This is a genomic window from Microbulbifer sp. 2205BS26-8, from assembly GCF_030731025.1.
Lineage (GTDB): Bacteria > Pseudomonadota > Gammaproteobacteria > Pseudomonadales > Cellvibrionaceae > Microbulbifer > Microbulbifer spongiae.
Window position 1 is genome coordinate 31,676 of record NZ_JAVAMR010000021.1, and the last position, 21,677, is coordinate 53,352.

20 protein-coding genes are annotated in these 21,677 nt (G+C 57.5%); 12 read left to right on the plus strand and 8 right to left on the minus strand.

The genetic code is table 11. The annotated features are described in order from the left end of the window. Positions 1-41: 41 nt before the first annotated feature. From Q5Y71_RS08945 to def, 8 genes are all read right to left on the minus strand, one after another. Positions 42-1,202 carry an ABC transporter permease gene (locus tag Q5Y71_RS08945; protein WP_306041747.1) on the minus strand — a complete coding sequence of 387 codons (1,161 nt, stop codon included), beginning with the start codon at positions 1,200-1,202 and terminating at the stop codon, positions 42-44. Then, the gene (locus Q5Y71_RS08950; RefSeq protein WP_306041749.1) at positions 1,199-1,894 is read right to left on the minus strand and encodes an ABC transporter ATP-binding protein; all 696 of its coding nucleotides are present in this window, start codon (positions 1,892-1,894) and stop codon (positions 1,199-1,201) included. Before Q5Y71_RS08950 ends, Q5Y71_RS08945 begins: the two co-directional genes overlap by 4 nt. 52 nt (positions 1,895-1,946) lie before the next feature. Further along, a complete protein-coding gene (locus Q5Y71_RS08955) occupies positions 1,947-2,981 on the minus strand; it encodes an efflux RND transporter periplasmic adaptor subunit (RefSeq protein ID WP_306041750.1) in 1,035 nt (344 codons plus the stop codon). A gap of 96 nt (positions 2,982-3,077) precedes the next feature. After that, positions 3,078-4,529, minus strand: coding sequence for a TrkH family potassium uptake protein (locus tag Q5Y71_RS08960; RefSeq protein WP_301415741.1), 1,452 nt, complete (start codon positions 4,527-4,529; stop codon positions 3,078-3,080). Positions 4,530-4,614: 85 nt separating this feature from the next. Beyond that, positions 4,615-6,000: a Trk system potassium transporter TrkA gene (gene trkA / locus Q5Y71_RS08965; protein WP_301415740.1), complete on the minus strand. Its 1,386-nt coding sequence runs from the start codon at positions 5,998-6,000 to the stop codon at positions 4,615-4,617. A 30-nt stretch (positions 6,001-6,030) separates the two neighbouring features. Further along, complete coding sequence (gene rsmB, locus Q5Y71_RS08970) at positions 6,031-7,338, minus strand: 16S rRNA (cytosine(967)-C(5))-methyltransferase RsmB (RefSeq protein WP_306041752.1); 1,308 nt, start codon at positions 7,336-7,338, stop codon at positions 6,031-6,033. After that, entirely contained in the window at positions 7,335-8,288 is a 954-nt protein-coding gene (gene fmt / locus Q5Y71_RS08975) for a methionyl-tRNA formyltransferase (RefSeq protein WP_306041753.1), read from the minus strand. Before fmt ends, rsmB begins: the two co-directional genes overlap by 4 nt. 57 nt (positions 8,289-8,345) lie before the next feature. Further along, positions 8,346-8,852, minus strand: coding sequence for a peptide deformylase (gene def, locus Q5Y71_RS08980; RefSeq protein WP_306041754.1), 507 nt, complete (start codon positions 8,850-8,852; stop codon positions 8,346-8,348). A 181-nt stretch (positions 8,853-9,033) separates the two neighbouring features. Here def and Q5Y71_RS08985 point away from each other — a divergent pair, with 181 nt between their 5' ends. The 12 genes from Q5Y71_RS08985 (at position 9,034) to Q5Y71_RS09040 (ending at position 21,674) form a co-directional block, all read left to right on the plus strand. After that, positions 9,034-10,104 carry a LysM peptidoglycan-binding domain-containing protein gene (locus Q5Y71_RS08985; protein ID WP_306041756.1) on the plus strand — a complete coding sequence of 357 codons (1,071 nt, stop codon included), beginning with the start codon at positions 9,034-9,036 and terminating at the stop codon, positions 10,102-10,104. A gap of 78 nt (positions 10,105-10,182) precedes the next feature. Next, a complete protein-coding gene (gene dprA, locus Q5Y71_RS08990) occupies positions 10,183-11,331 on the plus strand; it encodes a DNA-processing protein DprA (protein WP_306041758.1) in 1,149 nt (382 codons plus the stop codon). A gap of 935 nt (positions 11,332-12,266) precedes the next feature. Continuing rightward, complete coding sequence (locus Q5Y71_RS08995; protein ID WP_306041759.1) at positions 12,267-13,076, plus strand: transglutaminase family protein; 810 nt, start codon at positions 12,267-12,269, stop codon at positions 13,074-13,076. 1 nt (position 13,077) lies between these two features. Beyond that, positions 13,078-13,488 carry a hypothetical protein gene (locus Q5Y71_RS09000; RefSeq protein WP_306041760.1) on the plus strand — a complete coding sequence of 137 codons (411 nt, stop codon included), beginning with the start codon at positions 13,078-13,080 and terminating at the stop codon, positions 13,486-13,488. Positions 13,489-13,659: 171 nt separating this feature from the next. Next, on the plus strand, positions 13,660-14,175 hold the full coding sequence (gene purE / locus Q5Y71_RS09005) for a 5-(carboxyamino)imidazole ribonucleotide mutase (protein ID WP_306041761.1): 516 nt from the start codon (positions 13,660-13,662) through the stop codon (positions 14,173-14,175). Between the two features lie 13 nt (positions 14,176-14,188). After that, a complete protein-coding gene (locus Q5Y71_RS09010; protein ID WP_306041762.1) occupies positions 14,189-14,755 on the plus strand; it encodes an L-threonylcarbamoyladenylate synthase in 567 nt (188 codons plus the stop codon). A 28-nt stretch (positions 14,756-14,783) separates the two neighbouring features. Continuing rightward, positions 14,784-15,689, plus strand: a complete 906-nt coding sequence (hemF, locus tag Q5Y71_RS09015) for an oxygen-dependent coproporphyrinogen oxidase (RefSeq protein WP_306041764.1) — start codon at positions 14,784-14,786, stop codon at positions 15,687-15,689. Between the two features lie 30 nt (positions 15,690-15,719). After that, complete coding sequence (locus tag Q5Y71_RS09020) at positions 15,720-16,169, plus strand: hypothetical protein (protein WP_306041765.1); 450 nt, start codon at positions 15,720-15,722, stop codon at positions 16,167-16,169. Beyond that, positions 16,166-16,996, plus strand: a complete 831-nt coding sequence (aroE, locus tag Q5Y71_RS09025; protein ID WP_306041767.1) for a shikimate dehydrogenase — start codon at positions 16,166-16,168, stop codon at positions 16,994-16,996. Before Q5Y71_RS09020 ends, aroE begins: the two co-directional genes overlap by 4 nt. A 12-nt stretch (positions 16,997-17,008) precedes the next feature. Beyond that, positions 17,009-17,410 (plus strand): hypothetical protein, encoded by a 402-nt coding sequence (locus tag Q5Y71_RS09030; RefSeq protein WP_306041769.1) that lies wholly within the window; start codon positions 17,009-17,011, stop codon positions 17,408-17,410. A 515-nt stretch (positions 17,411-17,925) separates the two neighbouring features. After that, positions 17,926-20,634 carry a TonB-dependent receptor gene (locus Q5Y71_RS09035; RefSeq protein WP_306041771.1) on the plus strand — a complete coding sequence of 903 codons (2,709 nt, stop codon included), beginning with the start codon at positions 17,926-17,928 and terminating at the stop codon, positions 20,632-20,634. Positions 20,635-20,762: 128 nt separating this feature from the next. Further along, the gene (locus Q5Y71_RS09040) at positions 20,763-21,674 is read left to right on the plus strand and encodes a BadF/BadG/BcrA/BcrD ATPase family protein (protein ID WP_306041773.1); all 912 of its coding nucleotides are present in this window, start codon (positions 20,763-20,765) and stop codon (positions 21,672-21,674) included. Positions 21,675-21,677: the final 3 nt, after the last annotated feature.

Genomic DNA, 21,677 nt, shown 5'->3' on the forward strand with positions numbered 1-21,677 from the left:
CCGATATAACAGGGGTCGCAACAGGCTGAAGATCAGACGGATTATTGTTGGCGGTTAAATGCCGTGGCGATATTCACACGCAGCGCATTAAAAGCCGGCAGCAGCCCGGTGACGAGGCCGAGCAGCAGCATAAATACCAGTGCCTGCAAGGCCACATTGCCATCTAAAATCAGGCTGGGTAAAAATTGTGTAAGGAAGGTTTTCCCCACCTCAACCAGGAACCAGGCGGCCGCCAGCCCGGAGAGGCCGCCAATCAGTGCAATCAGCATAGACTCGGATAAAACCATGCGAAAAATTCTCGTGCTGGAAAATCCCAGGGTTTTCAGTACGGCAATTTCTCCGGTGCGCTCGCGAATGGACAGCGCCATGATATTGCCAACCACAACAAGAATGGTGAAAAACGCGGTAAAGACCACCGAGAAAATGATCAGGCCGATATTACCAATCTGCTCGATAAAAGCTGTATTAAAGGCTTCTTCCGTGCTGGTGTCGGTTTCATTCTGGGAATTGGCAAAGGTGTCGTCGATCACCTTCGCCACCTTTTCATTCAGCGACGGATCGTCGGTGGTAAGTGCCATCCAGCCAATCCAATCACCGCCAAATGTCTGGGTTTCCATAAAATACTGGTAGTGAAACAGCATATGTCGGGTATCGTACTGTTCAGTATTTCCTTTAAAAATACCAGAGATGATAAATTCCCAGGTATAGCCACCGCCCTTATGGGTAAAAATATTCGAGGAAACCGGAATTCTGTCGCCAATTTTCCAGCCATACATCTCCGCCAGTTTTTCCCCCACCAAAGCTCCCTGACGGTTGTTGAACCAGGCCTGTTTCTGCGCCTCGGGAATAATAACCTCACCGTAGACGCGCAGATAGGATTCAGGCTCCACCGCCATAGAGACAATTTGTTTGGCCGGTTCCTGATAGTAGCCACCAAACCAGTTCAGATGGGTGACGTCCTTCACACCTGCCACCGCGGCGACTTTCTGGTAGTAGGCAATGGGCAGGGATTTGGTAAAGTTGATTCGGTTAAACACCACCAGGCGGTTGTCTGCAGAGAGTTCCACGCCGGAATTGAGTGCACTTTTCAAGCTGGTGACCGCACCAAAGATCAAAAACGCAATAAAGATGGCAAAACAGGTGAGGAACAGCCGTAGTGGCTTCCTCGTCATGTTTTTGTAAATTAAGTAGAGATCGTTCATGCCACCATTTCCCTCTGCACAAACTGTCCTTTGTCGAGATGCAGGGTGCGCTTGGCGTATTTGGCCGCAGCCGGGTCGTGGGTGACCATGACGATGGTCTTGCCGTGATCTCGATTTAACAGCTGCAGCATTTCCAGGATCTCATCGGCGGTGCCGCGGTCCAGGTCGCCGGTGGGTTCGTCACACAGTATCAGCTTGGGGTCCGAGACGATGGCACGAGCAATAGCCACCCGCTGCTGCTGGCCACCGGACATTTCGCCGGGCATATGTTTGGTGCGGTCACTCAAGCCTACCAGAGCCAGCGCCGTTTCCACATTTTTGCGACGCCGGGTCTTGGGCAGTTTTGTCAACAGCAGTGGCAATTCCACATTGCGTTGCGCATTCAGCATCGGCATCAAATTGTAAAATTGGAAAATAAAGCCGATATTTTCCGCGCGCCAGCGGGTCAGAGCACTCTCACTGAGGGAGTCAATGCGAGTACCATCAAACCAAATCTCGCCGCCACTGGGTTGATCCACACCACCGAGCATATTCAGCAGGGTAGTTTTGCCGGAACCGGAGGGCCCCATAATTGCGACAAAATCCCCTTGTGCAATGCCCATATTCAGGTTGTCAAAAATAGAAATTTTTTCTTTGCCTTTAACAAAGCTTTTGCTGATGCCTCTCAATTGAAACAGCACATCTTCTGACATCTCCATTACCCTCGTGAAAGAAAGAATCTACTCCGGGGAGTGCATCTCGAAACTAGAGCGCAGCTTCCCCCCCGGCCAAAAATCCGACTTTGACCCCCATATCCGGCAGGATGCGCGGATCTTTACTGTCTATGCCAATACGCACTCGCACTGTAGCCTTGGCGCGATCGGCAGTTGGAATAATAGCGATCACCGTGGCTGGAATATCCCATGCCGGGTAGGCATCCAGATTGGCATTTACCCGCTGCCCCGCAGAAACGCGACCAATAAAAGCCTCGTTGACGTCTACCTCAATTTCCAGGGAGTTCATGTCCACGATGGTGCAGATGCCCGTGCGGGTGAAGCCACCTCCGGCTGAGCTGGGTGCGACAATTTCGCCGGGTTGCGCATTTTTTTGTGTAACGATACCGGCGAAGGGCGCGCGGATAATATGGTCCTCCAGCCGCTCACGCTGTCGCTGAGCCTCCAGTTTGGCCACCTCGATATTGGCACTTGCGCTTTTCAAATCCGCCAGCAAACTATCGGCACTGGCTTCGCTCTGGGTCAACTGCGCTTGACTGGAGTAGTTTTTGTCGCGCAGGCCGGCAAAGCGCCGGTACTGTCGCTGCGCCTCTCTCAGTCTGGCCTGAATGCTGGCCTCCTGAGCCTGCTGTACCTGGATCTGGGCCAGGGCAAAATCCAGACTGACCCGTGCCTTGGCATCGTCCAGCCTTGCCAGTACTTGCCCCGCCTGTACCCGCATCCCCTCCTCCACATCCACACTGGTGATCAACCCCATGACCTCGGCGGAAACTGTAGCCATGCGGCGCGCGGTGATATAGCCGGAGGCATTGAGCACGGTTTCCATTCGTTCACGCTTGGCAGCGACTGGCGTCGGGGCAGTGGCATCTGCAGGAATACTTTGCACAGGTGCGACCACGGGCTGGTTACCGGCCAGGAGGCCGGCGCCGGCAAATCCCATGATTAAGCCGACGAGGGTGCCCACGGAGACCGCCAACAGGGTTTTTCGGCGCAATGAAGGCGTCTCTGGAAGCGTATTCCGGTCAATCTTCAACTGATTGAGCAACTCATTGGTGCTTCTACTCATACTGCCTGTTTCTTATCGCTTTTATCTGGACAAGGCTACTGTGACAGAAGTCTTCAGATTTTGCCACGTGCTGCTGCGTGGCGAAAGGCATTCGCCTCAGTGACGCCAGAAAGCGGGGGTCAGCAGGATCAGCAGGGTGAAAATTTCCAGTCGTCCCATCAGCATCGCGAGAATAAGAAACCACTTGGCCACTTCGTTTACGGAGCCATAGTGGGCAGCGGCATCCCCCAGGGCCGGGCCAATATTATTCAGGCAGGATGCCACTGTGGTGAGCGAGGTGACAAAGTCCTCACCGGTGGCGATCACGATAATGGCGAGAACGAAAAAGGACAGGACATAGACAGCAAAAAAGCCCCATACGGCATCCGTGACCCGACTCGGGACTAGCTTGCGGTTAATCTTGATGGGAATCACCGCATTGGTATGCACCAGCCGGTTCAACTCGCGTAGGCCGGACTTCATAATCAACATACCCCGCACTGCCTTAATCCCGCCCGAAGTGGAGCCGGCGCAAGCCCCAAGCACTCCAAGCAGTAATAGCGCATAGGGCAGAAACACGGGCCAAGCGGAAAAATTCTCCGAGGAGAAGCCGGCGGTGGTGCTGATGGAGACCACTTGGAAAAAGCCGTGTAACAGGCTTTGGTCCAGAGAGAAAATATCCAGATACCAGAGGTAACAGCTGATCAGAAACGCAGCACTGACAACCACCAGGATATAGAAACGGAATTCTGAGTCACGCCAATAGTGTTTCAGTGTTTTGTTGTTGAAAGCGTAAAAGTGCAGGCCGAAATTGATTGCTGCGGTGAGCATAAACACAATGCAGATCAGCATGATCGCGTGGTTGTTGGCGTAAAAGCCCATACTGGCATCGTGCGTGGAAAAACCGCCGTTGGCCACGGTGGAAAAAGCATGGCCAACGGCATCAAACACACTCATACCCGCAATCCAGTAGCCGATGCCACACAGGACCGTGAGGATGACATAAATCACTATCATTGCACGGGCTGTCTCAGCGATTCGCGGTGTGAGTTTGGTGTCTTTTACCGGCCCGGGAATTTCCGCCTTATACAGCTGCATACCACCGATACCCAGCATGGGCAGGATTGCCAGTGCAATGACAATCACGCCAATGCCGCCAAACCACTGTAACTGCTGGCGGTAGTAAAGGATGGCCGGGGGCAGGGAATCCAGGCCGGTGATCACTGTGGCGCCGGTGGTGGTGAGTCCGGAGATGGACTCGAAAATCGAATCGGTCACGCTGAGGTCCGGTTGCGGACTGATAATCAGGGGCAGAGCGCCGAAACTGCCGAGGATCAACCAGAACAGGGAGGTCACCACAAAGCCATCGCGGGTACGCAGGTCCTCGCGCAGATCGTAGACCGGCAACCACATAAACAGGCCGGTAATCAGGGTGATCACAAAGGCCGCCACAAAGGCACTGTGGGTATCGTCTCCATACCACAGCGATACGAAGAACGGCGGCAGCAGTGTCAGACTGAACACTGTCAGGAGAATTCCGAAAACTCGCGCAATTACCGCAATCCGCATTGATGCCTGTCAGCCTGTTAACTGTTGCTGTGATCAGATAGACGGTGGACTCGGTGGCTACCGGATCGATAAAAACCCCAGTGACTTAGAAAAAACTGAAGCCTACCTGGAACAATTGTTCCACATGGCGTGTATGGCGACGGTCCACCAAAAATACGATCACGTGGTCGTCACTTTCTACGATCACATCATCGTGGGCCATCAGTACTTCACTGCCATTTTCTGTCTTGCGCACGATGGCACCGATAGAAGCACCCTCGGGCAGGTCGATATCCTCGATTTTACGCCCCACCACTTTGGAAGTGCGCTCATCGCCATGGGCAATCACCTCAATCGCCTCGGCAGCCCCTCGGCGCAGGGAGTGCACATTGACCATGTCGCCGCGCCGGACATGGGTCAGCAGGCGGCCAATGGTGTTTTGCTGTGGTGAAATCGCGATATCAATTTCACCGCCCTGCACTAAGTCCACATAGGCGCGGTTGTTGATCAGGGTCATCACTTTGCGTGCGCCCAGGCGCTTGGCCAGTAGGGATGACATGATGTTCGCCTCATCGTCGTTGGTGAGAGCCAGGAAAACATCCGTATCCTCGATATTCTCCTCCAGCAGTAGATCCTGATCCGAGGCACTGCCGTGGAGAATAATGGTGTGGGACAGCTCTTCGGACAAAAATATACAGCGCCCATGGCTCTGCTCGATAATTTTTACTGAATAGCGGTTTTCGAGTCTGGAGGCCAGGCGCAGGCCGATATTGCCGCCACCGGCGATCACCACCCGCTTGTACCCGTGTTCCAGTCGGCGCAGTTCACTCATGACCGCACGAATATCGGCACGCGCGGCGATAAAGAACACCTCGTCGCCGGCCTCGATCACCGTATCCCCCTGGGGGATAATGGGCCGGTTGCGCCGGTAGATCGCGGCCACCCGGGTATCTACCTTGGGCATATGTTCGCGCAGATAACGCAACTGGTGGCCCACCAGCGGGCCGCCCTGAATGGCCAGCACCGTAACCAGTTGTACGCGGCCGTCGGCAAAATCCAGCACCTGCAGCGCGCCCGGGTGCTCCATCAGGCGCGCAATATAATCTGAAACCAGCTGCTCGGGGCTGATCAGTACATCGATGGGGATAGCCTCCTTAGTAAACAGCTGTGGGTAGCGCAGGTAGGAGGAGGCACGCACCCGCGCAATTTTTGTCGGTACGCGAAACAGAGAGTGCGCTATTTGGCAGGCCGCCATATTGGTCTCATCGTTATTGGTGACCGCAACCAGGATATCGGTATCCTCTATGCCGGCATCCATCAGCACATCCGGGTGCGAGGCATGACCCACGACCACGCCGATATCAATGCGGTCCCGCAACTCGCGCAGGGTTTTCTCGTCGCTGTCCACCAGGACAATATCATTGCGCTCGGAGGCCAGGGCCTCAGCCAGTGAGCCGCCCACTTGGCCGGCGCCGAGAATAACAATCTTCATATCGCATGAAACTCACGGCTAGCGCCGCTCTTATTCGGCTTTGCTCAACAGAGCGTAGTAGAAACCGTCACCACCACCGGTTTGGGGCAAGCACTGAATACCCGTCGCCTGCTTTTCGCCCCAGAGACAGCCGTTGAACAGTTCCGGCGTATTGTCGCTCGCATCCTCGGTCTCCGCAATGAAGGGGGAGGTCACTTCACTGTTTTCGCTGGGCAGTATGGAGCAGGTTGCGTAAAGGAGGCTGCCTCCGGGTTTGAGCAGCGGCCATATGGCCCGCAGCAATTTCCCCTGCAACTGTGCCAGTGCGGGGATGTCCCCATCCCGTCGCAACAGTTTGATATCCGGGTTGCGCCGGATCACGCCGGTGGCGGAACAGGGCGCGTCCAGCAGTATGCGGTCGTATGGCCGCCCATCCCACCAGGCACTGGGCCGCGTCGCGTCGGCGCAGATCATCTGCGCATCCAGTCCACAGCGACCAAAATTCTCCGCCACACGGTCGAGGCGCTCCCTTTCGATATCCAGTACGCTCAGTTTAATCGAGGGCTGCTGCTCCAGCAGGTGGCAACTTTTGCCCCCCGGTGCCGCACAGGCATCCAACACCCGCTCACCCACAAGGGGCGCGAGCAGCGGGGCTGCCAACTGCGCAGACTCGTCCTGCACGCTCACCAGCCCCTCGGCAAATCCCGGCAGATCGCTCACTGGCACCGGTGCGCTCAGGACAATACCCACAGGCGAGACGGCACAGGGCCCGGCACACAGACCTGTTGCTGTGCATTGCTGCAGATAGTTTTCGCGGGAAATTTTTCCGGTGTTCACCCGCAGGGTCATTGGCGGATTGGTATTGTTGGCTCGAAGGATGTCCGAAGCCTGCTGAGGCCAAGCAGCCTTGATCCGCTGCAGCAACCAGCTGGGGTGTAAGGCACTGAACTGCGGGTTGCCACAGAGCTTGCGTTGCAGCTGTTCACGATTGCGCAGGGCATTGCGCAACACACCATTGACCAGCCCCGCAGCGCGATCGAGTCCGAGGCTGCGCGCAGCATTGACTGTGGCGGAAATGGCGGCGTGATCGGGGATACGGGTATACTCCAATTGGTACAATCCCAGCAGGATCAGTGCGCTGACCAGGGTATCCCGGGGATTTTTGTGCAGCACTTTGGCAGCCACCAACTGCAGGCGCGGAGCAGTGCGCGCGCAACCGTAGCAGAATTCGCACAGCAGGGCGCGGTCCCGGTGTGCAACCCGGCCCTCGGCTTTCGGTAACAGCCGCGCCAGGGAGCCGCGCGCTTCCAACAGGGTAGCGACGACCCGGGCCGCCTCGGCGCGCACATCGTTGTTCATGGCTGTCCCAATTGTGTGCCGGGCGCGAACTGTTGCCGGTGGCCTTTTAAAATTTCCCCTGCGGGCAGCACCTTTTTGCCAGGCAGTTGCAGCAGTTGCAGGCGCAGAGCCTGGTGGCCGCAGGCGACGAGAATGCCCTCATCATCACTGGCGATGATCGTACCGGGGCGCTTGTTTTGGTCGCTGCGTTCGACCTCGGCGCTGTAGATACGCAGGCGCTGCGCACCTTTGTCGTCCCGAAAGGTGCTCCAGCAGACAGGAAAGGGGTTGAAGGCGCGGATTTGCCGCTGTAATTCCTGCGCGGGACGCTGCCAGTCGAGATAGGCTTCCTGCTTGCTGATCTTGTTGGCGTAACTCGCTGCGCTATCGTCCTGTGGCTGGGGTTGTGCACTGCCGCTGTTGAGCTGCGCCAGGGCCTCGAGCAGTGCGGGGCCACCGAGTCCGGCAAGTCTGTCGTGCAGGCTGCCGCCGGTATCTGCTTCCCCAATTACACAGCGGCGCTCCACCAGAACCGGGCCTGTGTCCAGGCCGGCCTCCATTTGCATAATGGCCACACCGCTCTCGCTGTCCCCGGCCTCCACCGCACGCTGAATAGGGGCGGCACCGCGCCAGCGGGGCAACAGCGAAGCGTGCACATTCAGGCAACCCAAACGCGGGGTAGCCAGTACTTTCTGGGGCAGGATCAGTCCGTAAGCCACCACGACCATGATATCGGCCCCCATCTCCGCCAGAACCCGCTGGGTTGCCCTGTCGCGCAGGCTCGGCGGTTGGTAGACGGGAATATTGTGCGAGAGCGCCAGCAGTTTGACGGGGCTTGCGAGCAACTTCTTGCCGCGCCCGGCGGGCCTGTCCGGCTGGGTATAGACAGCGATGACTGTATGCTCACTGTGGAGCAGGGCTTGCAGGTGCACGGCGGCAAAATCCGGCGTACCGGCGAAAATAATACGCACTGGCTGGCTCTCGGTTACGGTGTCAAGGCAGGCCGGCGGGAACGGCCAAGGGCTGTATCAGGCGCGCCGACGCTGGGCTTTTTCCAGCTTGGTGCGGATGCGGTTGCGTTTGAGTGGGGAGATGTAATCCACAAACAGCTTGCCGTCCAGATGGTCGACCTCATGCTGGATACACACGGCCAGCAAACCCTCTACTTCCAGGGCAAAGGGATCGCCATTGCGATCCAATGCCTTCACGCGCACCTTGCGCGGGCGCTCGACCGTCTCGAAAAATCCGGGCACCGACAGGCAACCTTCATCGTACTGATGGATTTCCCGGTCCAGCACCTCAATCTCGGGGTTGATAAACGCCAGAGGATCGCTGCCATCCTCGGAAATATCCACTACGATGAGGCGTTCGCGCACATTGACCTGGATGGCCGCGAGGCCTATGCCGGGCGCCGCATACATGGTCTCAAACATATTGTCGAGGAGTTCGCGGTGTGCGTCGGTGACCTCAGCGATAGGTTTGGCAATTTCGCGCAGGCGCGGATCGGGAAATTCCAATATCTCGAGTTTAGCCATAACACCTGTGACAAACTTCTAGTACTCGTTGAATGTGCGCTGATAACATTATGATCGCGCTCACTATTTACCGGGTGGCCCCAATTTCTGCTGGCGCCCTGCACCCGGGTCCAGCCACTTTTCCGAGGGAGAGCGGCCCGGCGCTGAGAATTATAGCGATAAAGAGCATAGGAATGCTTCCATGAAACAAATTATCCTCGCCGCCGTCTCGTTGTTGACGGTTACCCACGGCGCCCAGGCCAAGGAGCAGGTACGCCTGAATCCCGACCGCCCGGATGCCTATGTGGTACAGAAGGGCGATACCCTCTGGGATATCTCCAGTGAATTCCTTGTACAGCCCTGGTACTGGCCGGAGATCTGGCAGGTTAACCCGCAAGTGGAAAACCCCCACCTGATCTACCCCGGTGACGGTCTGCGCCTGGTTTATGTCGACGGACAGCCACAGTTGCAGTTGCAGCGGGGCCCGCGCGCCTATCAGCTGTCGCCGGGGGTGGATGGCAATCGCCTGGTGCCGCAGATTCGCCGGGAGGCGGTGGGGGATGCGATCCCGGCGATTCCCCTGGATGCGATCAATGCCTTCCTGTCTCGCACCCGCATCGTCGAACCGGATGCGTTCGAGGGCACACCCTATATTGTGTCCGGCTCTGACAACCATATCCTCATGGGAGCGGGCGATACCATCTATGCACGCGGCGAATTCGATGCACCCCTGGCATCCTATGGTCTCTATCGCCCCGGGCCTGTCTATGTGGACCCGGTCAGCAGGGAACCCCTAGGCCGCCAGGCACTGGGTGTGGGTGAGGTCGACCTGTTGCAATTGGCCCCGGATACCCTGCCCGGCTTTTCCGTAGCCACCCTGGGTGTTGCCAAAACCGCTCGCGAGATCCGCCTGGAGGATCGTCTGATGCCCGTCGAAGAACGCGCAATCGATGCGCTCTTCCACCCCAGTGCGCCAGCAGTGGATGTGGATGGCCTGATTGTGGGCGTGGACGAAGGTGTTACCCAGATCGGCAAGCTCGATGTGGTACTTCTCAATTTAGGCGACCGCGATGGCATGGTTGCGGGCGATGTGCTGGCGGTGTACAAGCGCGGCGCACTGGTGCGGGACCGCCTGGCAGGGGACAGTGTGAAATTGCCCGACGAGCGCGCCGGCGAGATGATGATCTTCCGCACCTTCGAAAAGATGAGCCTCGCCCTGATTCTCGAAGCGGACCGCCCTCTCGCAGTGATGGACCTGGTGCGCAACCCCTGACCGGGCACGGACTAAATACCCCGGTGGACTCGGCTGTTTGGTCCACCCTAGACTCAAAATTAGCGTAGGGTACGCGTCATGGATGGGTTAACTGCCTGCATGGCCCTGCTGCGCCTGGAGGGCATCGGCCCCAGCCGTTACTGGCGGTTGGTCGAGCACTTCGGCAACCCCCTCGCGGCCCTGCGGCAAGTTCCCAGCGCTCTCCTGGATACGTTGCCCGTCCGCGCACAATCCCAGTGGCGCGAATTTTCCCGCCTGGATGCACGGAGTGCACTGGTCGCCTGGGCTGAAGAAGAGCGCGAGCGCTGTGCAGATAGCGGGGTGCAGCTTCTGTGGCACGGTGACCCCGGCTACCCGGCCCTGCTCACCGAGATCTCCCGACCGCCGCCGGTCCTCTATATCCGGGGTGCACACAGGGCCCTGGGTTTGCCCCAGATTGCCATTGTGGGTGCGCGCCGAGCCACGACCACAGGGCTGGATAATGCCTGCGCCTTCGCCGCGGAGTTGGCCCGGGCCGGATTTGCTATTACTTCCGGATTGGCGCTGGGCGTCGATGCGGCGGCGCACCGGGGAGCTTTGCGGGGAGGTGGAACCACATTGGCCGTGCTCGGCAGCGGCGTGGATCGTATCTACCCACGGCACAACCGGTCCCTTGCCGAGGATATTCTCGTCAACGGCGGTGCACTGATCAGCGAGCTGCCTCTCGGCAGCAACGCCGAAGCCAAAAACTTCCCCCGCCGAAACCGCATCATTAGCGGGCTCTCTATGGGCGTGTTGCTCACTGAGGCAGCCCTGCACTCCGGCTCCCTGATCACCGCGCGCCTGGCTCTGGAGCAAAACCGTGAAGTTTTCGCCATCCCCGGTTCCATTCACAACCCCATGGCGCGGGGTTGCCACCAATTGATCAAGACAGGGGCGACACTGGTGGAAACCAGTGCAGAGATTGCCACCCAGCTGGGTGGGTTACTGGCCGAGCCCGCGACGGAAACAGTCCCCGAAGCACTCCCAGACCGGCGCCAGCAGGCGCTGGTGGATGCCCTTACCGGTGGGCTTCGCAGCATAGAACAACTGGCTCTGGATACCGGGCAAAATCCCGGGGAACTGATGGGGCTGTTGCTGCAAATGGAGCTGGATGGACTGCTGGAACCATTGCCGGGTGGCTATCAACTGACAGCCCGCGGTGCCACATACTGTCACTTGGTAGCATCTACGCCCATGGCAGAGTAAGAAGCCAGGCCAGTCGAGCCCACACAGGGCCCACCAACATGCAATGGCCCTTAAACCGGCAGCCTTACCCAGCAGATAAACTAACAAGCACAATCTGGACCAATGCACCAGTGTCGGGCAGGCGTAAGATCGATCCTTCTGTCTCATGCAGGCTCCCGTTATCTACCCGACAGTCTCACGGTTTTCTAGAAGATTTTTCCACCATCAAACTATCGGCACAACTTCACAGGGCTATTTGTGCTTCCTTTTAAAAAAATCAATGGCAGGACATTTGGGAATACAGTCCATTACGCACACTGTACAATCTGTTTGTCAGATAATACTCTGACCAGAAATGGAACTGGATCTCAGTTATCTCAAGCGAAGACACGCGCCACCAACGTATTGAGCCGAATTTAATATTTCTTGCATAACATTTTCAAAGGATTGAAGAAATCAACTCCTACCATCAACAGTTGGGAGAAAACAAATCAACCTCTATCGTCCTGTCAGTAAAAGAAAGAATTTGTCTCGGCATTGGATCAATTAAAAATTTCCTGGCCAATTTAGATGAACAACAACTTCCGGTCGGAATGATATGAATTAATCACCTAATTAGAGATGGTCACGCGATTTCACCGATTGCCCACGCCTCTGATTTTATAGCATTCAATATCTACCTCGTTGATGAGCGCAACAAGAATGCGCCAGGACTTGACATTAGCTGCGAGCTTTCTTGATGGCCACTCTTTGGATCACAGTCGCTTGTTAGGTTGCTCAGCCCATAGTAAATTTTCTGCAGTTACAGCCTTCCATAAGGTTAAAATTGCTTTATTATCATTACTTCAGTTGGATCTACCCTCCAAGAGTGCACGCATCCTATTCTGGCATTTATTCCAAGTGCCCAAGTGGATTTTCAAAATAGGGTCTGTTTTAAGCAGTAACCAGGTAAATTTATGAGAAGGTCAATTCAAAAAATAATACTGTTCTTTACTATGGCAGTCGGATTGGCAGCCTGCACAGTTCATCCCTCTATTGTTGAGCAGATTCCACCACAAAAATTTTCGGAGGAGACATTACTCTCTGGGGTGGTAATTCTAGGTCGTCCTGTTCTAGAAAAAGATCTGCCAGATATCGACATACTGGCAATCAATCAAGATCTGCGTTTACTCCTTGAGTCGGTAACCGGGGCCACTAAAACTGCTCGTCTTGATGCCCTATTGAAAAGGTTACAGGATCGGAATTTCTCACTATTATACGATGCCGACGCGACCTTGAGTGCTTCCAAAGTCTTTGTAGAACAGCGCGGAAACTGCATGGCATTTAGTACCCTTATGGTTGCGATGGTACGCGAGTTGGGGATAAACGCTCAATTTAATGAGGTACTTGTTCCCACAAGTTGGCATCTCGAGAATCAACAGACATTTGTCTACCAGCACATCAATGTTATTGCAGATCTCGGCATCGAACAGCGAACTCTGGATTTCAACTTTGTGAATTACAGTCCAATCTATCGGCAGATAACCTTAAAAGACAGTGATGCATTCGCCAGATTTTACAGCAATTTATCGATGGATTTTCTCTCTGATCGGAAATATTCGGATGCATTTTTGTATATTCGCAAAGCTTTAGCATTGTCCCCACAGTCGGCGGACCTCTGGAATAATCTTGGGGCAATCTATCGAGCTGCCGGTCACCTAGATCACGCAGCAAGCGCCTATAGGGCTTCCCTTGCTATAGATAGCACCAATACGATGGCTTTGTAATTTGGAGAGGATACTCACAAAACAGGGGGACTGGCAGTCGACAAACATTATTTCCGAGCATCTACAACGCTATCGGGAGCAAAATCCCTACTATTGGTACGGGAGTGCCCTGGCTGCCTACAGGCAGGGACACTATGAACTCGCTACCGATGATATCAAAGCAGCAATCTCCCTGGAAAAGAATGACCCCAGATTCCACTTCCTTCTAGGATTGTTACATTTCCAGTCGGGAAGTCACGGCTACCGGGGGAACTTCCAACAGGCTCTGTCCCTATCTGCAGCTGATGGGGATCAAGAGCGTTATCGGCAAAAGCTGGAAATTCTGGGCCTGGACGACATACGGCCGTCGAGCCGGCACAAAGCAACGGATTTTTGGTATAGAAGAAATTTGTGGTGGTGGCTCAACCGGTAGAAGACAATCCCGCACCAAGCTCTGTTTGGAGAACGCTAGGTGGGCTCAGGTTTTGCCGCTGGCAGATTTTTGATTTAGGTAACGAAATCTCAAAAAGCAACAACTTGTGCCCCGCCGCGCAATCCGCTAGATTGCCGCGCTCCCCCCACTTCAACAGTAAAGAGAGTTGCAATGAGCAAGCCTTTTGTAGCGATCCTGATGGGTTCCGACTCCGATCTGCCCGTGATGGAGGCCGCTTTCGGCGTTTTGGACAAGTTTGATATTCCCTTTGAGGTAAAAGTCACCTCAGCCCACCGCACACCGGAAGCCACCCACAACTACGTGACCGACGCCGACAAGCGCGGCTGCGCCGTTTTTATCTGCGCCGCCGGCATGGCCGCTCACCTGGCTGGCGCAGTTTCCGCCACCACACTCAAACCGGTGATTGGCGTGCCGATCAACGCTTCCCTGGACGGCCTGGATGCGCTGCTGTCAACCGTACAGATGCCGGGCGGGATTCCGGTGGCAACGGTGGCAATCGGCAAAGCCGGGGCCAAGAATGCCGCTTATCTGGCGGCACAGATCATCGGCACAAGCGATGCAACAATGCACCGGAAGCTGGTCGATGAACGCCGCGCGAACGCTGAAGCCATCGTCGCCAGGGATGCCCAGCTGCAACAAGACCTGCAGCAGCGCAAGACCAAGTGATCCCGGCGCGGCCATGACCTATTCCCCCTTTGCTGTCGCACAGGCCGCCCGCACCCTGGCAGCAGGGGGTGTTATTGCCCACCCCACTGAATCCGTGTGGGGCCTCGCCTGTGATCCCTATAATTTACAGGCGGTGAAGCGTTTGCTGCGCCTGAAGCGCCGACCGCTGGAAAAAGGATTGATTCTGGTTTCCGGTGAAATGAACAGCTTTGGCAATTTCCTGACGGCGCTCAGCGATGATCAGCGGCGACAATTGCGCGATACCTGGCCGGGCCCCGTGACTTGGCTGGTGCCACATTTCAATCGCATACCTTACTGGATCTGCGGCGCCCACGCGTCAGTGGCACTGCGCTGCACCAGCCATCCATTTACCGCGGCGTTAACACACGCCTTTGGCGGCGCTATTGTATCCACCTCTGCCAACCCGATGGGATGTCAGCCGGCCCGGCAAAAGTATCAGGTGCTGCGCTACTTTGGCGATGCCCTCGATTTTGTCGGTGGTGGCGCTACCGGTGGCCACAGCGCGCCCAGTGAGATCCGAGACCTGCTCAGCGGCAGGGTAATGAGACCCGGCGCTTGATCGCCCAACAGCTACCCGGTGTGTGTCTATGAACGAAATCAATACCAAGACCGTCAAATCCTACCTGCACGAGCTGCAGGACCGTATTTGCAATGCCCTTGGACGGGAGGATGGCCACGGGTTTCACGAGGATACCTGGGAGAGGCCCGAAGGGGGCGGTGGCCGAACTCGCGTGCTGGAAGAGGGCAATCTGATAGAAAAGGGCGGTGTCAACTTTTCCCATGTCTATGGCGATGGCCTGCCACCCTCTGCCACAGCCAGCCGCCCCGAACTGGCCGGCTGCACTTATGAAGCCATGGGCGTTTCCCTGGTGATCCATCCGCACAATCCCTATGTGCCTACCAGCCATGCCAACGTGCGCCTGTTCGTCGCCAGAAAATCCGGTTCCGCGCCAATCTGGTGGTTTGGCGGAGGCTATGATCTGACGCCCTATTACGGTTTTGAAGAGGATGCTGTGCACTGGCATAGCACCGCAAAGCAGGCCTGTGAACCGTTTGGACAGGAGATCTACCCCCGCTTCAAGCAGTGGTGCGACCAGTATTTCTACCTGAAACACCGCGCTGAAGCGCGCGGCGTGGGCGGGCTCTTTTACGATGACTTCAACGAGGGTGGTTTCGATAACGCCTTCGCACTGACGCGCGCCGTGGGCGACAGTTACCTGGAGGCCTACCTGCCGATCGTGCAGAGGCGCAGGACCGCAAGCTACGGCGAGCGGGAGCGGGATTTCCAACTGTACCGCCGCGGTCGCTATGTGGAGTTCAATCTGGTCTTCGATCGCGGCACGCTGTTTGGATTGCAAAGCGGCGGGCGCACCGAGTCGATCCTGATGTCACTGCCGTCACTGGTGCGCTGGAAGTACGCCTGGCAACCGGAACCAGGCTCCGCTGAGGAAAAACTTTATACTGACTTTCTACCCCACAGGGACTGGGTCTGACCATAGAATGAGCCACAACGGAGGCGCACCGTGCACCAGGCGCGACTGGAAAATATCAACGCCCTGTTTCTCGACTACCGGCGTCATTTCGAAACCGGCAATGCGGAGGAGATCGCGGACTTTTACCGGTTTCCCCTGCACTACTATCGCGAAAATGGTGACAAGCTGGTTATCCACCGCAGCGCTTTTGTGCAGCAGGTGCATAAGTTGCTGTCGGCCTATCGCCGTCTGGCCGTCAACCAGATCCTGGGCACGGTCACGGAGGTGCTGGCGCTGAATAACTTCAGCAGTCTCGCCAGTGTGCGCTGGACATTACTGCACCAGCAGGACGATACCCGGACAGGTGAACTCTACAGCTCCCAGACCCGCTACCTGATTACGGAAACACCACCGAGTCTGAAGGTTGACGGGCTGTTCATTGTCGATGAAAGTGCCAAAATCCGCGAGGCGGTAAGAGCCCGCAAGAGGCCACTGCTGTGAGCGATCGCTACGCCGTGGTAGGCAACCCTATAGCGCATTCCCTGTCCCCGCACATTCACTGCGCCTTTGCTGAGCAAACCGGTGAAGACCTACTCTACAGCAAACTCCTGGCGCCGTTGGACGCATTCGCGGAATGTGCGCGCACGTTTTTTACCGAAGGGGGGTGCGGCCTCAATATCACACTGCCTTTCAAACTCGAAGCCCTCGATCTGGCCGATCAACTCACCGACCGTGCCGCAGCGGCTGGGGCGGTCAATACCCTGCTCTGCCAAGAGGATGGCCGGTTGCTCGGCGACAACACCGATGGCGCAGGACTGGTCGCCGATCTCTGCCGCAACTTAGGCTGGGGGATTCGCGATAAACGGGTTTTGCTCATAGGTGCCGGCGGGGCCGCGCGCGGGGCCTTGCTGCCTTTGCTGGCCGAGCAGCCAGCGCACCTGCACCTGGCCAACCGCACTGCGATCAAAGCCGAGCAACTGGCAGATGATTTCTCCCGCTACGGCGACCTGAGTGGTGGGGGATTACAGGGGCTGCGCAGTCGCTTCGATCTGGTGATCAATGCCACCGCCGCCAGCCTGGACAATACACTGCCCACCCTACCGGAACAGCTCTTCACCGCCGGGGGCAAAGCCTACGACATGGTGTATGCTGCCGGGCCCACGCCTTTTGTACACTGGGCCCGCACCCAGGGGGTGCCGGCAAGCGATGGCCTGGGTATGCTGGTGGGTCAGGCTGCAGAATCGTTTTATCTGTGGCGCGGAGTGTATCCACAGGTCGCGCCGGTTTTAACGCAGTTGCGCCGGGAACTGGGTAAGAAAAAGAATTAGAGGACCTTGTTTGTGCGGGAATTTGTACGCAATCTCTCCCTGTGTTTCGCTGTGGGCTGTTTTGGCGGTCTCTGCTATGCACTGGGACTCTGGGCCATGGGACACTATGGCTTTACCCATTGGCTGGGGGTAGACCTGGCTCCACGCCTGAGCAGCACCTATTTGTACCAGCGCATTGTATGGGGCGGCCTCTGCGGCCTGCTGTTTATGCTGCCCTGGCGCAGTGCCTGGCTGTTGCGGGGCACCGCGCTTTCGCTGGTACCTGCGGGTTTACTGTTGCTGTATCTGCTGCCTCAGCGAGGCTATGACTACGGTGCCTTTATGCTGGGATACATGACCCCGGTGGTGATTGTGCTCGCCTGCGCCCTTGGCGGCATTGCAGCCTCTGCACTGCTGCGCCTGCAGGGAAAATAGAAACGACAAGCCCAGTCTACAACACCAGCCCCCTTCAGCAAAGCTGATATCACTCACCCCCTGCGTCTGTGTCACCGCGGGCACGTGCGCGCTTGTTGCAAGTCACGACACGCGCGCAAGAATGGATAGCCGTGATCTCTCCGGCGAATCCTTTTTTGCATCCGCACATTAGCGCACTTGCTTACGGTTTGTGTACCGTTTCTGCCCGGTCCGGCAAACGGGCCAAGCAGAAACAGGGCTTTACCTAAGCGGGATACAAACTGTTGTCCGGTATGTTGGTTTAAACATTAACCAAAGAATCTTTCCGCAAAGCCGCGCTCGCTGCAAAGGTTCACGGTCGAAACCTTTCAAACCCGGGGCGGGCAGGTAAAAACCGGGGCAGTGTTTGGGAAAAGTTTTTCACAAGCTGTTTACAACGTTGTCACACAGGGCTAATGTGTTGCGACAACGTTGTCACAACCCGAAAGTACGGTAGCCAACGTGGCCTATAAGAATAACTTTCAGAGGGATTTACCGTGAAAATACTCAGCTCTAGCATTCGCAACCTTACCGGCGGCCGCAGCCGCCTGCTGCACAGCTCGCTGACTGTCCTCGCCCTGTCCGGCGTGGTCGGCACACTCCACGCACAGGAGACGGCACTGGAAGAAGTGGTTGTCACCGGCATCCGCGCCAGCATCACGGAATCGGTGAACGCCAAGCGCAGCGCCAACGCCATCGTTGACGCCATTACGGCCGAAGACCTGGGCAAGTTCCCGGACAAGAATGTGGCGGATTCCCTGTCCCGGATTACCGGTGTTTCCGTAACCCGCGGCTTCGGTGAAGGTGAAAAAATTGCCGTGCGGGGTACCTCTCCGAATCAGAACCGCACGCTCCTGAACGGTGCTGCCGTGGCCTCTGCCGATTGGTTTATTCTGGACAATCCCTCCCGCGCATTTAATTACACCCTGCTGCCCTCAACCATCGTATCCGCCCTGGAAGTCTACAAAACACCCCAGGCCAGCATCCAGGAGGGCTCCCTGGGGGGCACGGTGATGCTGCGTACCCGGCGACCCCTCGACATGGCTCAGAACACCGGCGCCCTTCAGGTGCAGGGACAGTACTCGGAAACCTCGGAGGAATGGGACCCCAGCATCAGCGCGCTGTACTCCTGGAAAAACGACGCCGAGAATCTGGGCTTCAATATTTCCCTGACCCGGCAGGACCGCACGCTACTGCGCGAAGGCACCGAGGTGCTGGGTTTCGAAAACCAGGATTTCGGCCGCGGCGCCCTGTGGGTGCCACGGGCGCTCGGCGATGCCTATTTCGAGCAGGCCCGTGAGAGGGAGACGGTGCTGTTCACCGGCCAGTGGCGCCCCTCGGACAACGGCCAGTTTACCCTGACCTACCTGGACTCCGGCCTGGATGCCGACAATTCCAACTACAACCGCTACGAGTGGCTGAATGGCAACAACGGCGGCACCATTGATCCCGCCACCGCGGTAGTGACCGGCAGCGGGGTCATCGCCGGTGAAGTGGCGAACAGCTTCGCCGAATACTATGTGATCGATCGCGTATCCTACTCTGAAACCGGATCGCTGGATCTGCACTACGAGCACAACTTCGAGCAACTCACCCTGCACGCCCGCCTCGGCCACACCGAGGCCGAGGGCGGCACCGCCCGGGATCGCCACTACGGCTGGGGCGCTTCCCTCGATCGCACCGAATTCAATGGCCTGAGCCACACCCCCTACCTGAACGGACAGGTTGAAAGCGATGCGCAGTTGGGTGCACGCGGACTTGGTTGGATGCATGAAAACGCCCGTGTGATGGATGACGACGAAAATTACGCCAGCATCAACATTGACTTTGCCCTCGACACGGGGGTGTTCAACAGCCTCAAGAGCGGCCTGCTGTACCGCGATCACAACAAGGGCCAGATGATGACCCTGACCCGATTCCACTGGCTCAGCGACGCCATGCACGCCGACGGCATTACCACTTACGAAGGTGGGGATGAGGCTGGCTGGGACCGCTGGTTGTACGGCAACCTGGATGCAGGCCTGCTCGGCAACTACACCCGCAACGCTTCCGGGGCGCCCTATCCGCTAATGGATATCAGTGCGGCGCAGAGCGCGATCTTCCCAGCAGGGGCTTACGAAAACGCGGTGACGGTGCTCAACCTGCCGGAGAATTGGAATGTGGAGGAAGAGATACTGGCCGCCTATGTGCAGGCGGATTTCGAGGGCGAGGGTTTCCGCGGTAACCTCGGCCTGCGTATGGTGCAAACCCGGGTCGGGTCCAGCGGTTATAACCTGCAAGGTGACCCCCTGGCAGCGGCCATTGACATGGTGGGCGGCTACGATCTGCTCGTAGCACTGGTTGACCCGGCAACCGAGGAGTTCAATGTCCGCCGGGAAACCCTGGAACACGACTACACTGAAATCCTGCCAAGTGCCAATGTGGCCTTTGACATCACCGAGAACCACATCCTGCGCCTCTCCGCGGCCCGTGTTATGGCGCGCCCCGACTACATCACCATCGCGAACCAGGAATCGGCCAACCTGGATACCCAGGTCGGCCGCCGCGGCAACCCGCAACTGGAACCGGAAACCGCCAACCAGTTCGATCTGGCCTGGGAGTGGTACTTTACCGAGGGCGCGGTGCTGGCCGCCACTTACTTCCAGAAGGATATTGCGGACTCGGTGATCAACAGCACCTCGGTGGACTTTCGCTTCGACGAGCGACTCGGCGAGGATATCCCTGTGCTGTTTATTCAGCCGGTTAACGGCAAGGGCGCCAAGGTTTCCGGTATCGAGCTGAGCTACCAGCAAAACTTCGGCAACTTCGGTGTCATTGCCAACTACACCTATACCGATGCGAACAGCCGCGATACGCGCGATCCTGTCAACAATCCCGGCTCCGGCCTGATCCCGGGCCAGTCCGAAAACATGGCTAACCTGACTGGCTTTTATGAGAACGACTGGATCAGCGCGCGCCTGGCCTACAACTTCCGCACCCAGTGGTACGATGGCCTGTCCGAGTTCGGTTCCGAGGCCTACATCGACGATTACGGTCAGTGGGATGCCAGCATCACCGTCTCTCCCTGGGAAAAATGGGACTTTGTGCTGGAGGCCATCAACCTGACCAGTGAGGAACTCGCCTACTACCACATCGACCAGGAGCGCGAGGCCCGCCGGTACGACAATGGTACGCGCGTGCTTCTAGGAGCAAACTACCACTTCTGAGGTCTCGCCTGGGTGCCGGGCACTGCGCAGGCACCCGGCGAAAAGTCATAGCCAGAGGATTACCCTGATCCCTGTCTGGTTCGACCTGTCCCGCTAGAGGTATGGCGGTCTTTTTCAGAGGAGTGAACATGTACACCGGGATGGAGACTGAGTCCTTTCTTTACCTGGGTATTGACGGTGGCGGCAGCAAGTGCCGGGCACGGATCGCCGGTGCCGGCAGGGAAGGCGTGGGTGTGGCGGGCCCGGCCAATCCCTTCCAAAACCTTGCCCGGGCCTGTGAATCAATTCAACAGGCCGCAGAGCTGGCGCTGGCCGATGCCGGCCTGCCAGCGAATACGCTGGGCAGGCTCGTGGCCGGGGCCGGGCTGGCCGGTGTGAATATTCCCCATGTGCGCGAGCAGCTGCTGGCCTGGCGACACCCCTTTTCCGCACTGTATCTGACCGACGACATCCAAATTGCCTTTCTCGGTGCCCACGCCGGAGCCGAAGGCGCGGTGATTGTCGCGGGAACCGGTTCCGTGGGTTACTCCAGCCTGAATGGCGGCCTCAGCATCGGGGCCCACGGTTTTCCCTTCGCTGACAAGGGCTCCGGCGCATGGTTGGGTTTGAAGGCACTGGAGGCGGCACTGCTGGCACTGGATGCCCTCGGTCCAGCCACAGCCCTGCTGCCGGCCCTGGAAGAGGAGCTGCAGGCCCGCGGCCTGGATCTGGTGGGTGCCATGGCAGGCGCGGGCCAGCGGGAATACGGGCGCCTGGCACCCCGGGTACTGGCGGTTGCTGAAGCGGGAGATGCGGTTGCCGTGGCCATCGTCAGGGAGGGCGTGGACTATCTGGAGCAGATAGCGGAACGCTTTCTGGCCAGGGGCCACAGCCACCTTTGCCTGCTGGGGGGGCTGGCAGACCACCTGTTGCCCTGGCTGGGGGAAAAGACACTGCAGTGCCTGCAGCCGCCGCGGGGGCAGCCTGACGAAGGCGCCCTGCTGTACGCCCGGCAGTGTCACGGCGCCACCTTCACAGGACGGGCCATACGGGGCGGTTAAGCG

Excerpts from the sequence above, each read along its gene's own strand:
- Q5Y71_RS08945 (WP_306041747.1), bottom strand. The coding sequence starts at position 1,202 with ATGAACGATCTCTACTTAATTTACAAAAACATGACGAGGAAGCCACTA.
- Q5Y71_RS08950 (WP_306041749.1), bottom strand. The coding sequence starts at position 1,894 with ATGTCAGAAGATGTGCTGTTTCAATTGAGAGGCATCAGCAAAAGCTTT.
- Q5Y71_RS08955 (WP_306041750.1), bottom strand. The coding sequence starts at position 2,981 with ATGAGTAGAAGCACCAATGAGTTGCTCAATCAGTTGAAGATTGACCGG.
- Q5Y71_RS08960 (WP_301415741.1), bottom strand. The coding sequence starts at position 4,529 with ATGCGGATTGCGGTAATTGCGCGAGTTTTCGGAATTCTCCTGACAGTG.
- trkA (WP_301415740.1), bottom strand. The coding sequence starts at position 6,000 with ATGAAGATTGTTATTCTCGGCGCCGGCCAAGTGGGCGGCTCACTGGCT.
- rsmB (WP_306041752.1), bottom strand. The coding sequence starts at position 7,338 with ATGAACAACGATGTGCGCGCCGAGGCGGCCCGGGTCGTCGCTACCCTG.
- def (WP_306041754.1), bottom strand. The coding sequence starts at position 8,852 with ATGGCTAAACTCGAGATATTGGAATTTCCCGATCCGCGCCTGCGCGAA.
- Q5Y71_RS08985 (WP_306041756.1), top strand. The coding sequence starts at position 9,034 with ATGAAACAAATTATCCTCGCCGCCGTCTCGTTGTTGACGGTTACCCAC.
- dprA (WP_306041758.1), top strand. The coding sequence starts at position 10,183 with ATGGATGGGTTAACTGCCTGCATGGCCCTGCTGCGCCTGGAGGGCATC.
- Q5Y71_RS08995 (WP_306041759.1), top strand. The coding sequence starts at position 12,267 with ATGAGAAGGTCAATTCAAAAAATAATACTGTTCTTTACTATGGCAGTC.
- purE (WP_306041761.1), top strand. The coding sequence starts at position 13,660 with ATGAGCAAGCCTTTTGTAGCGATCCTGATGGGTTCCGACTCCGATCTG.
- Q5Y71_RS09010 (WP_306041762.1), top strand. The coding sequence starts at position 14,189 with ATGACCTATTCCCCCTTTGCTGTCGCACAGGCCGCCCGCACCCTGGCA.
- hemF (WP_306041764.1), top strand. The coding sequence starts at position 14,784 with ATGAACGAAATCAATACCAAGACCGTCAAATCCTACCTGCACGAGCTG.
- Q5Y71_RS09040 (WP_306041773.1), top strand. The coding sequence starts at position 20,763 with ATGTACACCGGGATGGAGACTGAGTCCTTTCTTTACCTGGGTATTGAC.